The 20,108-nt window shown below is 39.0% G+C and carries 17 protein-coding genes; 1 reads left to right on the top strand and 16 read right to left on the bottom strand.

Annotated features, from left to right (window positions below; genetic code table 11):
• Positions 1-142: 142 nt before the first annotated feature.
• From CBF30_RS07685 to CBF30_RS07640, 10 genes are all read right to left on the bottom strand, one after another.
• Positions 143-700, bottom strand: a complete 558-nt coding sequence (locus CBF30_RS07685) for an ECF-type riboflavin transporter substrate-binding protein (RefSeq protein ID WP_126824696.1) — start codon at positions 698-700, stop codon at positions 143-145.
• Positions 701-710: 10 nt separating this feature from the next.
• Complete coding sequence (locus CBF30_RS07680; protein ID WP_390221184.1) at positions 711-1,574, bottom strand: SAM hydrolase/SAM-dependent halogenase family protein; 864 nt, start codon at positions 1,572-1,574, stop codon at positions 711-713.
• A 256-nt stretch (positions 1,575-1,830) separates the two neighbouring features.
• The gene (citG, locus tag CBF30_RS07675; RefSeq protein ID WP_245975046.1) at positions 1,831-2,706 is read right to left on the bottom strand and encodes a triphosphoribosyl-dephospho-CoA synthase CitG; all 876 of its coding nucleotides are present in this window, start codon (positions 2,704-2,706) and stop codon (positions 1,831-1,833) included.
• Between the two features lie 16 nt (positions 2,707-2,722).
• A complete protein-coding gene (gene citX, locus CBF30_RS07670) occupies positions 2,723-3,271 on the bottom strand; it encodes a citrate lyase holo-[acyl-carrier protein] synthase (RefSeq protein WP_126824690.1) in 549 nt (182 codons plus the stop codon).
• 18 nt (positions 3,272-3,289) lie between these two features.
• A complete protein-coding gene (gene citF / locus CBF30_RS07665; RefSeq protein ID WP_126824687.1) occupies positions 3,290-4,822 on the bottom strand; it encodes a citrate lyase subunit alpha in 1,533 nt (510 codons plus the stop codon).
• Position 4,823: 1 nt separating this feature from the next.
• On the bottom strand, positions 4,824-5,714 hold the full coding sequence (gene citE / locus CBF30_RS07660; RefSeq protein ID WP_126824684.1) for a citrate (pro-3S)-lyase subunit beta: 891 nt from the start codon (positions 5,712-5,714) through the stop codon (positions 4,824-4,826).
• Positions 5,714-6,010: a citrate lyase acyl carrier protein gene (citD, locus tag CBF30_RS07655; RefSeq protein ID WP_126824681.1), complete on the bottom strand. Its 297-nt coding sequence runs from the start codon at positions 6,008-6,010 to the stop codon at positions 5,714-5,716. Before citD ends, citE begins: the two co-directional genes overlap by 1 nt.
• Positions 6,000-7,058 carry a [citrate (pro-3S)-lyase] ligase gene (gene citC, locus CBF30_RS07650; protein WP_126824678.1) on the bottom strand — a complete coding sequence of 353 codons (1,059 nt, stop codon included), beginning with the start codon at positions 7,056-7,058 and terminating at the stop codon, positions 6,000-6,002. The genes citD and citC overlap by 11 nt, the downstream gene beginning before the upstream one ends.
• A gap of 21 nt (positions 7,059-7,079) precedes the next feature.
• A complete protein-coding gene (locus CBF30_RS07645) occupies positions 7,080-8,360 on the bottom strand; it encodes a 2-hydroxycarboxylate transporter family protein (RefSeq protein ID WP_211340494.1) in 1,281 nt (426 codons plus the stop codon).
• Between the two features lie 42 nt (positions 8,361-8,402).
• Positions 8,403-9,545 carry an NAD(P)-dependent malic enzyme gene (locus CBF30_RS07640; protein WP_170168978.1) on the bottom strand — a complete coding sequence of 381 codons (1,143 nt, stop codon included), beginning with the start codon at positions 9,543-9,545 and terminating at the stop codon, positions 8,403-8,405.
• A gap of 181 nt (positions 9,546-9,726) precedes the next feature.
• Here CBF30_RS07640 and CBF30_RS07635 point away from each other — a divergent pair, with 181 nt between their 5' ends.
• Positions 9,727-10,671: a sugar-binding transcriptional regulator gene (locus CBF30_RS07635; protein ID WP_126824670.1), complete on the top strand. Its 945-nt coding sequence runs from the start codon at positions 9,727-9,729 to the stop codon at positions 10,669-10,671.
• 71 nt (positions 10,672-10,742) lie between these two features.
• Here the strand turns inward: CBF30_RS07635 and CBF30_RS07630 are convergent, their stop codons facing one another.
• The 6 genes from CBF30_RS07630 to rpoC all read right to left on the bottom strand — a co-directional run bounded on the left by CBF30_RS07630 (position 10,743) and on the right by rpoC (position 20,088).
• A complete protein-coding gene (locus tag CBF30_RS07630) occupies positions 10,743-10,955 on the bottom strand; it encodes a hypothetical protein (protein WP_126824666.1) in 213 nt (70 codons plus the stop codon).
• Positions 10,956-11,146: 191 nt separating this feature from the next.
• Positions 11,147-12,487 (bottom strand): FAD-dependent oxidoreductase, encoded by a 1,341-nt coding sequence (locus CBF30_RS07625; protein ID WP_126824663.1) that lies wholly within the window; start codon positions 12,485-12,487, stop codon positions 11,147-11,149.
• A gap of 149 nt (positions 12,488-12,636) precedes the next feature.
• Positions 12,637-13,131 (bottom strand): Dps family protein, encoded by a 495-nt coding sequence (locus tag CBF30_RS07620; protein ID WP_126824660.1) that lies wholly within the window; start codon positions 13,129-13,131, stop codon positions 12,637-12,639.
• A 238-nt stretch (positions 13,132-13,369) separates the two neighbouring features.
• Complete coding sequence (locus CBF30_RS07615) at positions 13,370-14,053, bottom strand: hypothetical protein (protein WP_126824657.1); 684 nt, start codon at positions 14,051-14,053, stop codon at positions 13,370-13,372.
• Between the two features lie 56 nt (positions 14,054-14,109).
• Positions 14,110-15,633 (bottom strand): gluconokinase, encoded by a 1,524-nt coding sequence (locus CBF30_RS07610; RefSeq protein ID WP_126824654.1) that lies wholly within the window; start codon positions 15,631-15,633, stop codon positions 14,110-14,112.
• A gap of 804 nt (positions 15,634-16,437) precedes the next feature.
• Positions 16,438-20,088 carry a DNA-directed RNA polymerase subunit beta' gene (gene rpoC, locus CBF30_RS07605; protein WP_126824651.1) on the bottom strand — a complete coding sequence of 1,217 codons (3,651 nt, stop codon included), beginning with the start codon at positions 20,086-20,088 and terminating at the stop codon, positions 16,438-16,440.
• Between the last annotated feature and the right edge of the window lie 20 nt (positions 20,089-20,108).

Here is a 20,108-nt window from a genome sequence, read left to right as displayed (position 1 = left end):
CTTTCATCATTATTATTGGTAAACTTAAAATAGTGCGCAAAATGGAGGCAAGATGATCAAGCACTCTCATTGTGCGCACTCACTCTTTTGGTCTTATTTTTATTTGCTTAAATCAAGCATTCTAGAGTATTAAACCACTGCCTTACTCTTCTTCTTTGGTTAAGCTTCCCTTTTGAGGACGCGTTGCGGCATAGGCTTTCATTAGTAACGTTCCAATGACACCTACAGCTACCATATTTGCTATACTGGCAATCGCTGCTTGTGTAAAGACTTTTCCTGCTGGTTCACTAAACATCACGATATCTAATATCGGTGCAATGATACCCCAAACAAGCGCATTTCCAACTATTTGATACAGGTTAAAATGGATAATTTCTTTTTTCCCAAACTGTCCGTGTATCAAATCAATTTTTCGTCCTGCAATTCCGTAAATTACGCCAACCAAACCCGAACATATTACCCAACTCCACCACGCGCTTCCATATGTAGTGAAATCTTTTAAAGTGTGTCCAATAAAGCCAATCAACGCACCTGCTAAAGGCCCATAAATAACAGACATCAAAGCTAAGAAAGGATAGCTTGTCTCCAAATTAGTATTGGGAAAACCCGTTGGAATAATAGCAAATCTTCCTAAAATCACAAAAACTGCAGCGCCAATTCCAATAGCAACAATTGTTTTAACTGATAATTCTTTTTTCATTCTTTTCTCCTTATTCAAAAATTATTTTTGGAGCTTTTCTAACTTCGATGGTCCAGTCGATTCCTGTCCCAATATGATACAAATCGGAAAACGAGTCTTGATTGACTGCTACCCCAATATTCACCAAAGAATTCACATAGACAAGTGGCTCTCCAACTTGAACATCAGCAAATGACTTGGCAAATTTCATAATATTTTGGTAAACCTTATGCCCATGATGATAGATTGTCACTTGTAAGGAATCTCCGTGAACAATTGCAACCTCTTGTAAGGAATTTAATGGAATATTTGTCCAAAGTGAACCAAAGCGGACATCCAAGACATCGATGCTGCCTGTTAGAATTCCATTATCAATTGTAGCATCAACCATAGATAATTGCTCGATCGAAGTCGTTTCAATTACACTACCCAACTCTTCAAACGATACTTCTGCCGAAGCTAGACGAGCACCGTTATACGCATAAATGTCACGACCATGGAAAGTATGACTTTCTTCAGAATGAGGCAACCGGCTTGTTACTTCGTCGATTACTCTGACTTCTTCCAATCCTTGATAATGCATAATATGAGTCAAAGAACCATTATCTGGTGTAATAATGTAATGACCTGATTTTGTCTTACAAACAATACTCTGTCTTTGACTACCTACGCCTGGATCTACCACCGAAACAAAGACGGTGCCTTTTGGCCAATATTGAACTGTTTGATACAGCCTATAAGATGCAACCCAAATGTCATATGGCGGAATATCGTGGGTCAAGTTTTCAATCACCACATCATCACTTACCATATGTGCAACGCCATACATCGCGCTAACCGCACCATCGCCTAAACCAAAATCTGTCTGCAACACTAAATAATTTCCCATGATCATCCCCCTATAAAGTAAAAAAATAAAAATTTTCAGAAAATTTAGTTTCTATTTGGTATTAGGATACCTTTTGATTCCCCGATAGTCAATATAAAACGTAGCTTACATTCTTTCTAAAAAACAAACAGGATCCAAAAGTAGTGATTACTTTTGGATCCTGTTTGTTTTTAACTGTTAGACAATGCTAATGCCTATTAAAAGCTAAATAATGCTCCTACTTCTATTATAGATTGTTACTTTGTGTACGCTATCTAACTGATTAAGCCTCACTGTTCGCCAAATCATTTCCTTCTAAAAAGAAAAAATACAAAGTGACAATCAGTAAATCAGCCGACCCACCTATGCTAAGATTTTTATCTTTAAATTCTTGATTTAATGTAGCCAAGTCTTGCTTACCTTGATCACTTTTGCTTCCACCATGATCAAAATAATTTTTGATTTTTTTCCGAACTTCAAAAAGAGTCGCCAATGAACCGCCTCGTTTAATAAGATTTGTATCCTCAGCAAGTGTCACAAGATAAAGCAGGGTATCGAGCATGCGTTCATGCGTGGTGCCTTTACTCTTCTTTAAAAAAGGCAGTGCATAGTTGTAAACAAGCGGATAACCTGCACTCGCCTCACCTCTAATGCCAGAAATACCATATTTCAGATACAGTTGCTCCCCCGCAGTATAGGATTGATTCTCACCTAAGTTTAATTTCTTAAAATCGGCGGACAGTCGAATCAACATTTTTTTCGTCACAGACAATACTTTTTCTACTGTTATGCTAGTATTTTGCTTGTGCACATACCCTGTAGCACACAGCAAGATGCCCAACGAAAAAATGGCACCCTTATGCGTATTCACCCCAAAAGTTACTTGGTACATGGCTTGTTCCGCTTCAAGGCCTAGTTGTCTAATTTGTTCGAACAATTCAGGTAACGGTAGCTCTTTTTCTGCTTGATAGCCTCTTTTAAAAAACTCTTCAAAGTACCCTCTCAGTACACAGCTACTTTTGATGAATGTGAAAATATCCATATCCTCATGTGCTCCCGCATCCACGGCATCTACTAGCCCTGGTTTTGGCGTACACGTTACCTCATATAGTAGCGCTCTTTCAGCGTAAGACGCTACCTCTCTCATCTCTTTTTCCACAGGATTCCCTCCAGATTTATTCATCAAAAAAAGTGAAATACAGGGTACTCATCTCTCGTTGAACTTCTTCTAGAGAATGTGTCCGGTTACGCGCACAATTTTTTGCTTCCTCTTTACATACAAAGCATTTTCTTGGAGCAACACCTAACGACGTACGTGAAATGTCTGAAAGTTGGCCTGCTTGCACTTGGAAAACATCCATATCTATCAATGGACCTAGACAAAAACTCTGTTCAACATAAAGCGTGCATTCTTTAAGTGCCTTGGCCTTGACGTTGACTACTAAAAACAGTTCCGGTCCACTGGCCAAGTCACGGATAACCTTTTCCAAAACAGCCATACTCGCTTGTTTTAAAGTGTCTTCCAGGCGTTGTGTCGTTTCACAAAAAATGTTTTGAATGGCTTCGTTATTTTTAACGGGTCCAGGAACATTAATTTTCAGTGCCAGTAAGGTCGCATCAGGGAATCGTTGCATCAGACTTTTCTGAAATTGACTCCGATTTTCCCGTGCCTCCAACATGTCTTCCAATCGTTGAGGGATCCCTTTTTCAAAAACATTTTTCATTTTTTCACAACTTCCTTGTTATTTAATTTCTTTCACGACATCAATCAATGTGCCATCACGGTACTCAACGAGAGCAACCACTCGATCTGTAAAGACTAATGGTTCCGGCACGCCAACAATTTTTTCAGCTCGTGCTTGTAATTCTTCGATTGGAAAGACAGGAATTTTGGTTTGCTTAAACAACTCTACTAAATCTTGACGATTTGGATTGATAGCAATCCCAACTTCTGTTACGAGCACATCGACACTTGCCCCTGGTGTGATGACTGTTGTCACATCTTTTACAACTGTAGGTATTCTACCTCGAACGATCGGTGCAGAAATAATCGTCATTTTAGCATTGGCAGCGTCTTGGTGACCCCCAATCGCCCCTCGTAAAACACCATCAGAACCAGTCATCACATTGACATTGAACTTCGTATCAATTTCAAGAGCAGATAAGATCACGATATCAAGTTGGTTGACTACCGCCCCTTTATTGTGTGGATCTGCATAAAATGAGGCATCAATCTCTTGTTGGTTTTGATTTTGGGCCATGCCAAGAGCAGCACCTTTATCAAAGTCTTGAACATCTAATATTTTTTCAACTAATCCTTCATTCAACAAATCAACGGTTGGCTTGGTAATGCCCCCTAATGCAAATGAAGCCTTAATATTTTGTTCTTTCATGTCTTCTTTTAGGTACCTTGTCACAGCAAGTGCAGCCCCACCTGTCCCAGTTTGGAAGGAGAAACCATTTTTAAAATACGGCGAGTTGACAATCACTTGGTTAACGGTTTGCGCAATCTTTAATTCCTTAGGATCTTTGGTGAAACGTGTCGCACCTGCTCCAATCTTTTCTGGATCTCCAATTTCGTCAATTTTTACAACATAATCGACTTGTGTTTGTGGAATACTAATTGGAGTATTCGGATAAGGAACCAGAGTATCTGTCAAAAGTACCACTTTATCCGCGTATTGAGCATCTATTTTGGCATAGCCTAACGACCCAAAAACCGCTTTTCCGTAAATAGCATTCGCATTTCCATAAGCATCTGCATTTGGTACGCCTAAAAACGCCACGTCAATCTTAATATCTCCTGCTTCAATTGCGCGTGCGCGATTCCCATGCGAACGTAGAATCACTGGATTTTTCATGCCACCACGTGAGACAAACTCGCCTAGCGAACCACGCATGCCGCTTGTAGTGATAGACGTAATCACGCCTTGCTTGATGCACTCAACCACTCGATCATTCATAACATTTGTAAGTGAGCTGGGCGCTAATGTCAAATCTTTAAAGCCCATTTCTTTGATAACTTTCATGACATGATTAAACACATAATCGCCTTCGCGGAAATGATGGTGGAAAGAAATCGTCATGCCATCTTTTAACCCAGACTTTTTGATGACTTCCTCTACACTGTTTACCAATTTATCATCTCCTAAAGTCACTGCACGTACTTTGGGTGCACTACGTTGGATGATAGGATTGCCGATTTCCGTTGTTTCAAACGGTTGATATTCTTTCAAAAATTCTGCTGGAATATCACGATTCACTTGATTTTTCATGTTACATATCCTCCTCATCTAGTAAACCAGATGCCTTTGCTAACATCATGACGCGCTCTGCACGTTCCACCACAGGTTTATCAATCATTTTTCCATTTAGCGCAATAACACCTGAGCCTTTTGTTTTTGCTTCTTCAATGGCCCTGATTACTGCTTTGGCATTCTCAATTTCTTTCTCGCTAGGTTGATACACACTGTTAACTACAGGAATTTGACGTGGATTAATCACCGATTTTCCATCGAACCCTAACTGATGAATCAACTCCACTTCAGCTCGCAGTCCTGCTTCATTCTCTACATCTGAATAAACCGTATCAAATGCAGCAATTCCGGCTGCTCGAGCTGCATGCAAAATCATGCTACGTGCAAAGAATAGCTCTTGACCATCTGGATAGCGGTGCGTTTTCATATTTGTTACATAGTCCTCTGCTCCGATGGCAATCCCAATCAGTCTTTGACTTGCTTTTGCAATGTCTGGTGCATTAAGAACTCCTGATGCACCCTCGATAGCTGCCATCATCTTGGTTTTTCCTATTGGAATATTAAAAAATTTCTCTGCTGCTTCAATCACCTCTTCTACTTCGGTTACATCTTCAACCGTTTCCGTTTTAGGTAAGCGAATCACGTTGACCCCAGCTTTAACCACAGCATAAATGTCTGCTTTCCCAAAGTCAGAATGTAACTCGTTGATTCTAACAACGAGCTCTGCTTTTCCATAATCTACTGTCTGTAAAGCTTGAAAAACAAGCATACGTGCAGCGTCTTTTTCTGTCATGGAAACAGAATCTTCCAAATCAAACATGATTGAATCTGCTCCGTAAATGCCTGCGTCTTTGACCATACTTGGATTATTACCTGGTACGAACATCATCGTTCTTCTTAATCGTTCCATTACACAAGCGCCTCCCAATCTAAATCATGTTCTTTGCCCAGTGATCGTTGAATCGCTGCTCTTGTTCTTGCTTGAATTGTACAATCAAGCGCTCCTTTGTCTACTGCTTTTACTTTTACTTGATCAATTCCATAGCTTACCAACGTTTCACGAATTACTTTGGTAATTTGTTTGCCAAATTGCTCCATGACTTGACTTTCTAATTCAATTTCAATGCCGTTTTCTCCTTGAGAGAGCATAATTTGAATATCACTTGATTCCAATGTACCTGCAAGTGCTGTCTTTTCAATCTTCATGTTCTTCGTCCTTTCTACTTGCTTTGATCCTCAATTTTTTTATATTTGAAACAATAAAATCATAGGTCGATTGAGGGAGCCATTCCAACAGCTCATAAATCTGGTCTTGCGCAATGAATTGCCGAACTTTCGAAGCCGAAATGACCTCTTTTTCTTTTGTTTCTTTCCTTTTTATAATTTTGACCGTAACCTCAGGGGGTAATATTTTACACAGCATTTCATTATAAAGATCTGTCGTATGTGAACAGGGCTCGCTCCCTAAAAAACGTTTGGTTATGTGGCAGTAAGGCACAATCCACTCTTTGAACAATCGCGCATCCAACTCCGTTTGATACGCAATAACCTCATCCTCTGATTGAAGAAAATAAGCAGGAAAAGTGGCCAAACTAACCATATATTCTCCCCCAGGACAAACCGCCACATTTTTCAAATGATCCACCCCAGCTCGTACCAACTCGTAGCGCTCTTTTGAAGTAAACAGAGATTCTTCCGCGCTCACAACAAAAATATATAAGAAATCACTTTGTTTTAACGCTTCTTCAATCAAATAAAGATGCCCTTTGGTAAAAGGATTCGCATTCATGACAATGGCTGCAACTTCCGCATTTTTTTGTGCTTTGGGCAACTGTGCAAGATAGCGTTGAATGGAGTCATCTCCCGTCTCTAAAAATGCCCCCTGAGGTGTTTGAGTCAATAATTGAAAGCCTAGATAATTGAACGACTGAATATAAACTGGCTTTGTAAAAACCAGTATGTGAAAAATTTGTTCGTAGGCTAGTGTACTCATCACTTTAGAAATGAGTTGGTTGAATACTCTGCCACCTTCTCGGTAATTTTCTAAAATTGCTACATACTTGATAATATTTTTACTATAAGAAACGGTTGCGACCAAATGGTCATCTTGATAAAGGCCAAATGTTCGGTCTAACGAAAGAATCTCCGCTTCTGAAACTCGCTCAATCCCACTTTGTTGCAAAAGACTAAGCCAAGACTCCCTCATTTTTTTATCTTTTAAATAAACAACACTTAGCTCTTTTTGACCATACATTATTCTCGCATCCTTTATATTTTAAGTTAAAATCCCCATCAAAAAGATGGCAAAGGTCACGGTCATTGCTCCGCCTAACCGAACGGCAACTTGAGCAAAAGGCATCAAACTCATCCGATCACCAGCAGCCAAAATGGCAAGGGCGCCCGTTCCACCTTGTCCGCTACAACAAGAAACTGCAATGGCTGTATCTACCGGATACAATCCTAAAATCTTTGAAGTGATGAAGGCCGTCAACACAATCGCTACAACCGTTGCAAAAATAGTAAGAATCATCGGCACATGTGTAAAGACCGTGACTAATGATTTCCAGGGAGTCATCGCAACCCCTACCCCAAATAAAAGAGGTGGAGTAATACCTTTTACAGTTAAAGTATACAACGAATTGCCACCATTTTGGATATCATTTGGAATCCAGCCTAACATTTTCGCTCCCATAACGGCAACCAATAACACAATAGGTGCTGGCAAATGAATCGTGCTGTTCACCCAAACCCCAAATAGATATAGCGCTATTGCTAGTACACCCGTAATTAACATTTTTTCAATGTCTACGTCGACTTTCGCCCCTTTCAAATTATCCAAATGTTCGTCATCTTCGTCAATCAAGCGTCCATTTCCAGTTAATTCTGGTTTCATTTCCCCCAGTTTACGTAGTATTCCTGCACAAATCACCGCAATTAAACTTCCAAGCATGACACAAGGAAGGATTGAAGCAAAAACATCGGGCTGTTTTGTCGCAATAAACCCAGCATAACCAATAGATAATGGCAATGCACCTTCTCCAACACCACCAGCCATAATTGGTGCTACAACAAAGAAATAAGCTTGCCATGCAGGTAGACCAAGCAACATTCCAACACCCGTTCCAACTAAAGCGCCTACAATATCACAAATAATCAAAATTAGAATAATTCGAGAGCTTGCTTTAATCAACGTTTTTCGATTCATAGAGCAAATACTTCCTACAATTAAAAGAGCGATAAAAAAATTCAAGAAATTATTATTGCTCATAAAATCTGTTACCGTCTTGATGGAAGACTCTGGCAACCAAGACTTATAAACTAAATAGGAAGGAAGAAACGTGACAACTAACACTTTCCCACCTAAAGAGTTTAATACTGGAATATGTTTGCCAATTTCTTCTAATATAAACGAAAATAAGGTCATGATACCAAGTGCACCTAACATGTCATTCGGCATAATTTTGCCAAGTGTTAATAGAAAATAAACGGCCACTAAGAGTAAATAAATAGGTAGCGGAATAAAACCAATTTTAAGTTGAGCTATTTTTTGCACCAACGTTTTCGTTTCAGTTTGTTTCATTTTTCAATCCTCTTTTCTTTATTTTTTAAAAAAATTGATGACCGCATGTTTCACATTTTCGACTACATCTGGTTCAAATACACCGGGAATAAACTTCTCTGCTGTTGGCTGTTTGACCATGTCTGCAAGTGCTTTAGCCACTTGGTACTCTAGAGCTTCATCAACTTTTTTCCCTTTTGCCTCTAGCAGACCTTTAAATAATCCTGGAAATGCTAAAATATTGTTGATTTGATTTGGATAAGCAGAACTTCCGGTTGCCATCACACGTACACCTGCTTCTTTTGCTAAGTCTGGCGTAATTTCAGGCACAGGATTGGCTAAAGCAAAAACAATGGGATCCTCATTCATCGTTTCCACCATCTCCTTGCTTAGTACTGATCCCACTGAAAGACCAATGAAAACATCTTGCATTACAATCGCTTCTGCAAGAGAATTTCCTTCTGTTGAGCAAGTTAATTGCTGTACGAGCGATGCTTGATAGGGGTTAAGTGTTTTATCTCCTTCTTTTAATACACCTTGTTGATCTACTAATGTAATCGATTTGATCCCTGCAAAAGCAAGTAACTTTGCCGTTGCTACACCCGAAGCGCCGATACCATTAATCACTACTTTCAAACGCTCAATAGGTTTGCCCACAACTTTGGCAGCATTCAATAAACCTGCAAGTACAACAATCGCGGTGCCTTCTTGATCATCATGATACACTGGAATGTCTAATTGTTGTTGTAATTTTTCTTCGATTTCAAAACAACGCGGTGCCTGAATATCTTCAAGATGAATCCCAGCAAAGCTGTTCGCCATATTTTTGATAGTTGCCACAAATTCGTCAATGCTTACCTGCTCCATGGCCAAAGGAACCGCATCTACTTTTGAAAATGTTTTGTACAGCAACGCCTTTCCTTCCACAATTGGCAAACCTGCTTGTGAGCCTATATCTCCCAGCCCTAATACCGCAGAACCATCTGTTACAACCGCAACGAGCTTGCCACTAATGGTGTACTCTCGAGCTAAATCATGATCCTTTTCAATCAACTTACTGAGCGCCGCCACACCAGGTGTATACGCTTTCGATAAATCGTGACCGTTTAGTACAGGCAGATCTGAATGGATGCTTAAAACACCCGTGTGCTTTTTGTGCAAAGCGAGTACTTCTTCTTCCAAATCCATCCCCTCCTTTTCAAATTATTAAAAAATATTTCTATTTTTTAAAGTTTTTACAAATATATCATAACTTATTTTTTAAAAAATGTAAATAAAATGTCTATTTTTTATTTTTATCAATTTTAGAGCTTGACACTTTTGGTATAATATTGATAAGTACATTAGGGAAAGGCTTGAGTCTATGAACAATTATCATGATGAACAAAATGAACTTTTAATCCAACTAGCCAAAGATTTTTATTTAGAAAATATCCCTGTCATTGAGATGGCCAAAAAATATGAACTAAGTCGTTATAAAATACTGAAATACTTGAGTGAGGCAAAAGAGTCTGGCATCGTAACCATTAACATCCGCTCTCCCTATGAGCGCAATTACGAACTAGAGAACTCCCTCAATCAGCACTTTAAAACGAAACTTTTCATTTTAAAAGATACCGAGGACTTGGCCCATCGTGATATTCATTTTTGGCATTTCACCGCACATTGTGTGCAAGAATTTATTCAAAGTGCGAATGTTGTAGCTCTTTCGTGGGGGGATAGTGTCTACAAGGTCATCGAGCAATTCAAACCAGAAATCCGAGAAAAGCTCATCTTTACCCAATTTATCGGAGAAATCGGAAAATATCAATCTTTAGCTGGTTCGATGCGTCTTGTACAAAAAGCGGCAATGAAATATGAGTCAAAATATCTAACGCTTAGTGCCCCGTTGTATATCATCAACAGCCAAGCACGTGAGTTACTCGCTTTAGAGCCAATTTTACAAAAGACATTGTTGACCGCTGCTCATTCCGATATTATTTTATCGGGTATTGCCACCCCTGCCTCTATCACTAGTGTAGAGGCTTGGAATCGCAATCGCCACCTACTATTTGGCAATCACTTAGCTCAAGCTTGTGGGTTAGTTTATGGGCGACCATTTGATCAATACGGACACTTTTTAAACTTGGAAAATGATCCAACGTTTGGTCTAAGCCTAGAGCAAATCTTGGATGTCCCAACTCGGATTGGGGTAAGTAACTCAAAATTCAAAGCTGAAGCAGTTTTAGGTGCGCTTCGAGGAGACTTCTTCACTCATTTTTTCATCGATGAAAAAAGTGCTTTAAAAATTTTATCTTTATTAAAATAAAAATACTGCAGTCCGGTTTATTAGATAAACGGGACTGCAGTATTTTATTTGAATTCCTTGTATCTTACTATTTATTCGTCTTCCTTTTTTACTATTTGAGCGTAGGGGATGACCGTCTTACTCAGCAAATCAAAGACCATAAATTCGTCCTCAGCTGTCCATCTGATGATTTCAACAATACAGCTGTTTTCCAATTTTTTAATCACACACCCAGTAAAGGGTTGATCAAAGTTTGAACTATGACAAATATAATTTCTTTGCGTCGCGACCTGTTCTTTTTCCATTTACTTGGACCCCCTCTAAAAAAATCTCATTTTCTATTTATTGACTATTTATTTAACAAACGATTTTGTTCTTATTTTAATTATACAAACCTTACTTAAAATATCAACCGCTCTTACTTTCTTTTTTTTTTATCTTTAGCAAAAAAGAAAAAACCACCCTATTCCATTTAAGGTGGTTTTAGCATTTGTGCTTACATTTGTGCTAACGCTGCTTGTGCAAGTAGGTTTAAGTAGTTCCAAGGACGGTCAAAATGTGGTTGAAAGAAGAAATCAGCCGTTGCTAAGTCTTCAACCGTCATTTTGTTTTGAATAGCTAATGATAAAGTATTGGCTGATTGTGTGACATCATATTTCGACATCAACTGTCCTCCCACAATTCGGTGGGTATCCGCTTCGTAAACCAATTGCATATAGATTTTTTCCGTTGTCGGCATAAATTCTGGCCGGTAGTTGTCTTCAAATTCAACTGCACGTACTTCTAAATTATTTAACGCTGCACTGGTTTTTGTCACGCCCGTTGAGCCAATATTCCAGCCAAACAAATATAAGCCAGAGGTTCCTTGGGTGCCTCTATATGCCATGCGCTCTTCCGTTAAGTTTTGTCCAACAAGCATGCCTTGTCTAACTGCATTTGTGGCTAGTGGAATGTATTGTTTCAAGTTACTTGGATTGTAGTGTACCACTGTACTATCACCAGCTGCTAAAATGTTAGGATTGCTTGTTCGCATATACTCATCCACAATCAAAGCTCCATTTGGCAACATCTCTACTTTTCCTTTGAGCAAATCAGTATTGGGCCTAAAGCCAACACACATAATGACCATATCTGCCTCATAGCTACCCTTTTCGGTGATTACCTGCTGAACTTTTCCTTGATCATCTGCTTTGAATTCTGATACAGATTCATTAAGGGCAAGTGTGACACCACGTTCCTTTAATTCTGTTTCCAGAATATCGGTCAAATGTTGATCCAAATACTTGTTTAAGATCCTATCTAGACCATCAATCAAGGTCACCTCTTTGCCAGATTCCACAAAAGCTTCGACTAATTCAATACCAATATACCCTGCTCCAACAATAGCGATTTTTTGTGCATGTTTTGCTTTATCGATAATCACATTGGCTTGATTATAGTTTTTACACAACAAAATATTCTCTGCCTCACGTCCGGGAATTGGTGGAATAATTGGCCAAGACCCTGTTGTCATAACAAGCTTGTCATACGCAACTTCGAATGCTTCGTTTGTTTGTAAATTTTTTGCTTTTACTTTTTGTGCTTGTACATCTATTTCAGTCACATCATGTTCCATCTTAACTGTAGCTCCTAAAGAGGCCAATTCTTCTGGGTTTGAATAAAAAAGCCCCTTGGGATCGCTTACAACTCCGCCGACGTAAAGAGCTATTCCGCAAGATAAAAAGGAGATGTTATCATTTCTTTCAAATACCGTCACTTCTGCCTCCGGGTGTAAAGCAAGAATATTTTTGACTGCTGCTGTTCCCGCGTGTGTACATCCTACGACTACTACCTTCATTTTTTGAACACTCTCCTTCAGTATTATTGTGACACTAATCACAAAAAAAGTATAGCAAAGAAAAAGATAGAAGACAACGTTTCTGCTTATAAAAAAAATGGGCAACTGTATCAATAAAATACAGTCACCCACTTTTCTTATTTTAAAAATTATCCTTTAATTTTCACTTCAATTTCTACCGTATCGACTTCGGGAGATTTTCCAAGTTTTGCTTGTAACATCCAAATATTCTTTTCAACAGCACCCTTGCAAGCAATCAGCATATCTTGGGTAACGTCGTCTCCTTCTTCACCAGAAACTTCGATTCCCTTACCGTATAAAGCTTGCAAATAGCGGTATCCCTCAACTAAACGTGCCATGCGCTCTTCTGTTGATTTTTGATAAGTACCAGTTTCATCGCCTAAATTTGTATGGGCAGCAAATTCTGCTAATGTTGAATAAGGAGCCCCACCAATTGTGATCAAGCGTTCTGCCACTTCATCTAATTGATCGTTAATTTCATCCATATACTCATCCATTTTAGGATGTAATGTAAGGAAGTCTTCCCCTCTCATATACCAATGTGTTTGATGGATGATTGTTGCAAATTGACTAAGGTCTGCCACCAATTGATTTAAAACTGCTTTTGATTTTTGATAACTCATTTTCTTCACTCCTTCTTATTTTTACTATTTCATCATACCGTTAGTTAAAAATAAAATCAAATATAATGCGTTATCAGCGCTTATTTTTATAATTATTATCATTTAATAATAATTATATTCAAATACGAAACTGCTACTAAGGAAAACCCTTTGCTCAATTACAAGTAAATTCCTACAAAATACATAATTGTTTTTTCACAATAAAACGTTCACTTTAATAACGTGACACATGACTTTTTTAGCGGATTTTTTGGGTCAGATCTTTGACGTACTCCACTTGATTTTTTTTACCAAGTAAAAACGCATAATAAAGCTTTTCTAATTGCTTGCCAGTATCTTTTTTTAACTTCCATTTGTTCTTTTGATCAACTACAAAGAGCAGCTTGACCGTTACGGGCTTTTCCACTCTTTTTGTTTGTTGCAAGCTTTCTTTAAAAACGATTAATAATTGCTCTGATTTTTCATTTTCTGATAAGATTGTCTGAGTTTGTTTTACTTCTTGACTAAATGTTGCCAATGTCTGGCTCATCAAGCCCACCATATCCAAGCCATAGATTTCATACCAAACTTGAACTACACTTTTTCTTTGCTGCATTTTCACTTGACTAAATGTACTAACAAGCTTTACGCGATCAAAAAAAGTTGCAGCAAGCTCCTGTAGTTGCAATGAGGAAATACTTTGATTTTCTGTTTGCAAAAATCCTTCAATAAACCCTTCTTGAAAAATCCCTCGTGTCTGCTGGGACAAAGCTATCAGTTCTTTACTTTGACTAAATTTTTTTTCAAATGACTGTTTTTTTTCTCCCAAAAACATGTATTCAATAAACAAATTTGCTGTTTGCTCTTTCTCTTTTTCACTACGTACACAGCCTCCTAATAAAAACAAAAAAACGATACTCCCAAAAATCCATCTACTTTTCATTTTACCCTCCTAATATATAAGTTCATATTAGCGTAAATTTTTAAAAAAAGAAAGACTTATTTGAGATTCGATACTTCTCGTAGTTTTTGATAGCTTGTTGCCATTGTCCCTTGCAACTCTTTAAAAACAGGATACAGCTGTTGGTATTGCGCAGATTGTTCTGGTTTTGGTAAAACAAGCTCCTGTATCGTATTCAAGCTTGCTACGGCTTGATACGAGTCAAGTTCTCCTAAGCTTTTCCAAGCAACCACTGCAGCGCCGTAGCAACATGCTTCTACCGTTTCAGGAAAAGACAACGGACAATTTAGCACATCTGCTACTAGCTGTTTCCAAACCCTAGAATTTGAAAAACCACCTGTACTTAAAAGCTCGGTCACAGAGCCAGAAATTTGGATAATTTCTTTTAAAATTTGAGCCAAGTTAAAAGCCACACCTTCTAAAATAGCACGCATCATTGCCTGATTCGTATGCTTGATTGTCAACCCGACAAAACTAGCACTTGCTTTTGCATCCCAAATAGGTGCTCGTTCCCCGCAAAGGTAAGGGAAAAAGAATAGTCCATCTGAACCGACGGGTATATGTTCAATTTCTTCAAATAATTGTTCGTATTCTTTCTTACCAAAATTTATTTCACTACTCAACAACTGTTTGATGCCCCATTCAAATGCGTTGCCCGCATTACTAGATGCCCCACCAACAAGCCAATGTGTATCGTCCAGCATATAACAAAACGTTTGCGTTTGCACATCAATTTGAGGCTTGTGAACCATCGTTCGAATGGCTCCACTCGTTCCAAGCGATAAGGTCGCTTGACCATCCTTAAGCGCACCTAGGCCAACATTGGCTAGAATGCCATCTGAACTGCCAATCACAAAGGGAATAGCCGACATTTCTGGCAAAACAGTTTGTCCGAATTCCGTTACAGGACGTAGTTGATAAGTTGGTGGAACAAGTGTAGGTAATTGATTTCGCTTAATAGCTAGAAAAGATAAAATCTCTTCATCCCAGTCTTTTGTAGCAAAATTCCAAAAGCCCGTAGCAGAAGCACAACCGTAATCACTCACAAACTCCCCACACAACCGGTACAGCAGATATTCTTTGATACCTAAGATTTTGTCGACTTTTAAAAGAAGTTCTGGTTCTTCCTTTTTAAAATACAAATACTTTGCAAAAGGGCTCATCGCATGAGTCGGAACCCCTGTTTTTGTATAAAATTTTTGCGCGAGCTTGCTTTTTTTCAGCTTCTCTATCACTGATTCACTGCGCGTGTCCGCCCAAATAATCAAATTAGTCAGACTCTCATCTTGACGATCTAAAAGAACAAAACTATGCATCGCACTAGAAAATGATACGGCTTTAATCGTCCTATTTTTTTCTGTTGCATACTTGCTAGCAGTTTGAATACAAAACAGAACTGCCCGTTCGATCTCTTGCAAGGATTGTTCTGCGTACCCCACTTTAGGGTGACTGGTAGGATACTTTTGGTAAAAGCTTTTTTGTGCTTGTCCAGTCTTTGCAAAAAGAACTGCCTTGGTTTGAGTTGTGCCTATATCCACGCCTAAGGTCCACTCTTGCTTCATGATTTTCCTCCTAAAATGAACCCCTCACTTTTTTACGTATTTAATAAAAAACGCATAAAGGAGTTGCCAATGAATACATTCATTTATTTTTTCTTTGGTTTATATTTTGGTCGTATCTTGCTAGATGTTTGTCTCATTTTACCGCCTTTATTATTTAATAATCTAAAGTCCTATCATAACTTACTAACAGACACTTCTTCCACTCTTTTTCCATTTGTCGCAAATCCTCTCAGATTTACTAGGATATCCGATTATTCAGGCAGGTATGATGCCATTATTCTCAATAGTTTTATCCTCAATAGCGCATTCCTTTTTGTACATCTATATACTCAAAGGCACACACCACTTTGGCTACTTTTACTCTATCTCATGGCTCTATGCCTGTCAATTACCGATTACTACTACCTGATTGTGTGCCCTTTTCTCTATTCTGTCTTTGTTTTTCTATGCCTCTTTAGTTTCATAGTAGAAGAGAATTTTTTCATGCTTCATTTTTTCCAAGCGTTTGGGTGCTACCTCTTCTTCAAGATTTTTTCTTTTTATTTTTCTTCCCGACTTGGAGGTGGCGATATCAAAATCCTGATTTTTTGGTGTTTATTACTCAACTTACATTCCGTCTTATGGATTATTTTTTGGGCTTCGTTTTTGGCGATTCTTGCTTGCTTTTATTTCTCTTCTTGGACTTTTTCCCTTAACCACCAAGTCATCCCCTTTGTCCCCTTTTTAACAGCTGGTTTATTCCTTGTTACATTGTATTGAACAAAAAAAAAGAGCAGGAATCATTCCTGCTCTTTTTCCAAGCGCTTATTCTTTATTTTTCAAAGCATCTTCAACTGCCATTTGTGCTTCAATATCACTAATACTGTAAACATTTTCGCTTGCAGCGCCTACTTCTTTTGGCTCCATATTACGATATTTTGCCATACCTGTACCAGCAGGAATAATCTTCCCGATGATAACATTTTCTTTAAGACCAAGAAGTGGATCTTGTTTTCCACGAATCGCTGCATCTGTTAACACACGCGTAGTTTCTTGGAACGATGCTGCTGATAAGAAACTATTGGTTTCAAGAGATGCTTTGGTAATACCAAGTAAGACAGGACGACCAGTAGCAGGTGAGCCACCAGAGATAAGTGTCTTATAGTTACGGTCTCTAAACTCTGAAATATCCATCAATGTTCCTGGTAAGATATCAGAATCACCTGGATCCATGACACGAACTTTGCGTAACATTTGACGAACCATTACTTCGATATGTTTATCGCCAATTTCTACCCCTTGCATCCGGTATACACGTTGTACTTCGCGCAATAGATAGTTTTCAACAGATAATACATCACGAACACGAAGCAATTGTTTTGGATCAATTGATCCTTCCGTCAGAGGTGCTCCGCGGTGAATTGTATCCCCTTCTGCAACTTTTAGACGTGCAGTATAAGGAACGGTATAAGTACGAGTATCCGTTGCACCTTTTATCGTGATTTCACGAGTACGTGTTGCTGCATCTTCTTGCATGTCAATCACTTCACCCGTTACTTCGGTGATAACAGCTTGCCCTTTAGGATTACGTGCTTCAAAAATTTCTTGGACACGAGGAAGCCCTTGAGTAATATCGTCTCCGGCAACCCCACCGGTATGGAAGGTACGCATTGTAAGCTGTGTTCCGGGTTCTCCGATGGATTGGGCAGCAATTGTTCCCACTGCTTCTCCTACTTCTACTTCAGAACCAGTTGCTAGGTTCCGTCCATAACAATGCTTACATACTCCATGTTTGGTATTACATGTAAAGACTGAACGGATATTAACCGTTTCAATACCTGCATCTACGATTTCTTTTGCAATATCCTCAGAGATAATTTCATTTTTGGCAATGACAATTGCACCAGTTTCGGGGTGATGAACAGCTTTATTGGTATAACGACCAATTAAGCGTTCTTCTAAAGGCTCAATAATTTCGTTGCCTTCTTTGATAGAAGAAATGTCAAGACCACGATCTGTTCCACAATCATCTTCACGAATAATTACATCTTGTGCTACGTCAACTAAACGACGTGTTAAGTACCCTGAATCGGCTGTTTTAAGGGCCGTATCGGTCATTCCTTTACGCGCTCCATGTGTGGAGATGAACATTTCTAAGACAGATAGACCTTCACGGAAGTTAGAGATAATTGGAAGTTCCATGATGCGTCCATTTGGTGCTGCCATCAGTCCACGCATTCCTGCCAGCTGAGTAAAGTTGGAAATATTCCCACGAGCTCCTGAATCACTCATCATGAAGATTGGGTTTTTCGCATCCAAACTTTCCATTAGTTTTTGTTGAATGGTGTCTTTGGCTGCATTCCAAACGCCGATAACACGTTCATACCGTTCATCATCTGTAATCAAACCACGACGGAATTGTTTAGTGATGACCTCTACTTGTTTGTGTGCATCATCAATGATTGCTTGTTTTTCTTTCAAGTTCATGATGTCGGCAATCCCAACAGTCATACCAGCGAATGTAGATTGGTTATAGCCTAAGTCTTTCATACGGTCTAACATTCTTGAGGTTTCTGTAATTTTGAAACGTTTGAAGACTTCTGCAATGATATTTCCAAGATTCTTTTTCTTGAACGGTAAAATGATGGGTTGTTCTTTGATAAAGGCTGGAATATCCGTACCTGGCTCTACAAAATATTTGTCTGGTGTTTGTACAGTCAAGTTGTAATCGGTTGGTTCATTTAAGTAAGGAAACTCAGGTGGCATGATTTCATTGAAAATCACTTTTCCAACTGTTGTAATCAAGATTCGTTCTTTTTGCCAAGAGGTAAACGGTTTGTTTTTAAGAGAAGAAGTTTGCAAACCAATTCTTGAATGTAAATGCACGTAACCATTTTTAAAAGCAAGAACCGCTTCGTTTAGATCACGGAAAATCATTCCTTCTCCTTCACGCCCATCTTCTTCCATTGTTAGGTAATAGTTTCCTAGTACCATATCTTGGGAAGGCGTTACAACTGGTTTGCCGTCTTTAGGATTCAAGATATTTTGAGCCGCTAGCATTAGCAAACGAGCTTCTGCTTGCGCTTCTTCATTTAACGGTACGTGAACCGCCATTTGGTCTCCATCAAAATCGGCATTGTAAGCTTCACATACAAGTGGGTGAAGACGAATGGCACGTCCTTCAACTAAAACAGGTTCAAATGCTTGAATTCCTAGTCTGTGGAGTGTCGGTGCGCGGTTTAGAAGTACTGGATGCTCACGGATCACATCTTCTAATACGTCCCAAACTTCATCTTCTTGACGTTCGATTTTACGTTTTGCGTTTTTGATGTTGCTCGCTTCGCCACGTTTGACTAATTCGTGCATGACAAATGGTTTGAACAATTCAATAGCCATTTCTTTTGGCAGACCACATTGATACATTTTTAGGAATGGTCCTACGACGATTACAGAACGACCAGAGTAATCCACCCGTTTTCCTAGTAAGTTTTGACGGAAACGTCCTTGTTTCCCTTTCAACATGTGAGAAAGAGATTTTAGTGGACGGTTACCCGGACCTGTGACCGGACGGCCACGACGCCCATTATCAATCAAGGCATCCACGGCTTCTTGAAGCATCCGTTTTTCATTTTGCACAATAATGCTTGGTGCATTTAAATCAAGCAATCGTTTCAAACGATTGTTACGGTTGATTACACGGCGATACAAGTCATTTAAATCACTTGTCGCAAAACGTCCACCTTCTAATTGGACCATTGGACGTAAATCTGGTGGAATGACAGGAACAACGTCCATTACCATCCAGCCAGGTTCATTGCCAGAACTGCGGAAAGCTTCTAAGATATCTAAACGACGGATAGCACGCGTTCTTTTTTGTCCTTGAGCAGTTTTCAATTCTTCTTTTAACGCCACAACTTCTGCATCTGCATCCACGTCATCTAAAAGACGTTTGATTGCTTCTGCACCCATTCCAGCTTGGAAGCCTTGACCATATTGGTCGCGTTTTTCACGGTACTCGCGCTCCGTTAGTAATTGTTTTTTCTCTAAAGAGGTATCTCCAGGTTCAATCACAACATAAGAAGCAAAATAAATAATTTCTTCTAATGCACGTGGACTCATATCTAGTACAAGTCCCATACGACTAGGGATTCCTTTGAAATACCAGATATGTGAAACAGGTGCTGCAAGTTCAATATGCGCCATCCGTTCACGACGAACTTTTGAACGAGTAACCTCTACCCCACATCTATCGCAGACGATTCCTTTATAACGAATACGTTTGTACTTTCCACACGCACATTCCCAGTCCTTAGTAGGACCGAAAATGCGTTCACAGAAAAGACCGTCTCTTTCAGGTTTCAATGTACGATAATTTATTGTTTCAGGTTTTTTAACTTCCCCATAAGACCAACTTCTAATTTTTTCAGAAGAAGCAAGGCCGATTTGCATGCTCTCAAATTTATTTACATCAATCAAAAGGTGTTCCCTCCATTTCT

It is taken from the genome of Vagococcus entomophilus, from assembly GCF_003987595.1.
Classification (GTDB): domain Bacteria; phylum Bacillota; class Bacilli; order Lactobacillales; family Vagococcaceae; genus Vagococcus_E; species Vagococcus_E entomophilus.
The sequence above is the reverse complement of the archived record's forward strand: the minus strand, read 5'-3'. Positions and strand labels throughout refer to the sequence as shown.

Excerpts from the sequence above, each read along its gene's own strand:
- citD (WP_126824681.1), bottom strand. The coding sequence starts at position 6,010 with ATGAAGATTGAAAAGACAGCACTTGCAGGTACATTGGAATCAAGTGAT.
- CBF30_RS07630 (WP_126824666.1), bottom strand. The coding sequence starts at position 10,955 with ATGGAAAAAGAACAGGTCGCGACGCAAAGAAATTATATTTGTCATAGT.
- CBF30_RS07615 (WP_126824657.1), bottom strand. The coding sequence starts at position 14,053 with ATGAAAAGTAGATGGATTTTTGGGAGTATCGTTTTTTTGTTTTTATTA.
- CBF30_RS07610 (WP_126824654.1), bottom strand. The coding sequence starts at position 15,633 with ATGAAGCAAGAGTGGACCTTAGGCGTGGATATAGGCACAACTCAAACC.
- CBF30_RS07635 (WP_126824670.1), top strand. The coding sequence starts at position 9,727 with ATGAACAATTATCATGATGAACAAAATGAACTTTTAATCCAACTAGCC.
- CBF30_RS07680 (WP_390221184.1), bottom strand. The coding sequence starts at position 1,574 with ATGATCATGGGAAATTATTTAGTGTTGCAGACAGATTTTGGTTTAGGC.
- citC (WP_126824678.1), bottom strand. The coding sequence starts at position 7,058 with ATGTATGGTCAAAAAGAGCTAAGTGTTGTTTATTTAAAAGATAAAAAA.
- citF (WP_126824687.1), bottom strand. The coding sequence starts at position 4,822 with ATGAAAAATCAAGTGAATCGTGATATTCCAGCAGAATTTTTGAAAGAA.
- citX (WP_126824690.1), bottom strand. The coding sequence starts at position 3,271 with ATGAAAAATGTTTTTGAAAAAGGGATCCCTCAACGATTGGAAGACATG.
- CBF30_RS07620 (WP_126824660.1), bottom strand. The coding sequence starts at position 13,131 with ATGAGTTATCAAAAATCAAAAGCAGTTTTAAATCAATTGGTGGCAGAC.
- citE (WP_126824684.1), bottom strand. The coding sequence starts at position 5,714 with ATGGAACGATTAAGAAGAACGATGATGTTCGTACCAGGTAATAATCCA.
- CBF30_RS07625 (WP_126824663.1), bottom strand. The coding sequence starts at position 12,487 with ATGAAGGTAGTAGTCGTAGGATGTACACACGCGGGAACAGCAGCAGTC.
- CBF30_RS07685 (WP_126824696.1), bottom strand. The coding sequence starts at position 700 with ATGAAAAAAGAATTATCAGTTAAAACAATTGTTGCTATTGGAATTGGC.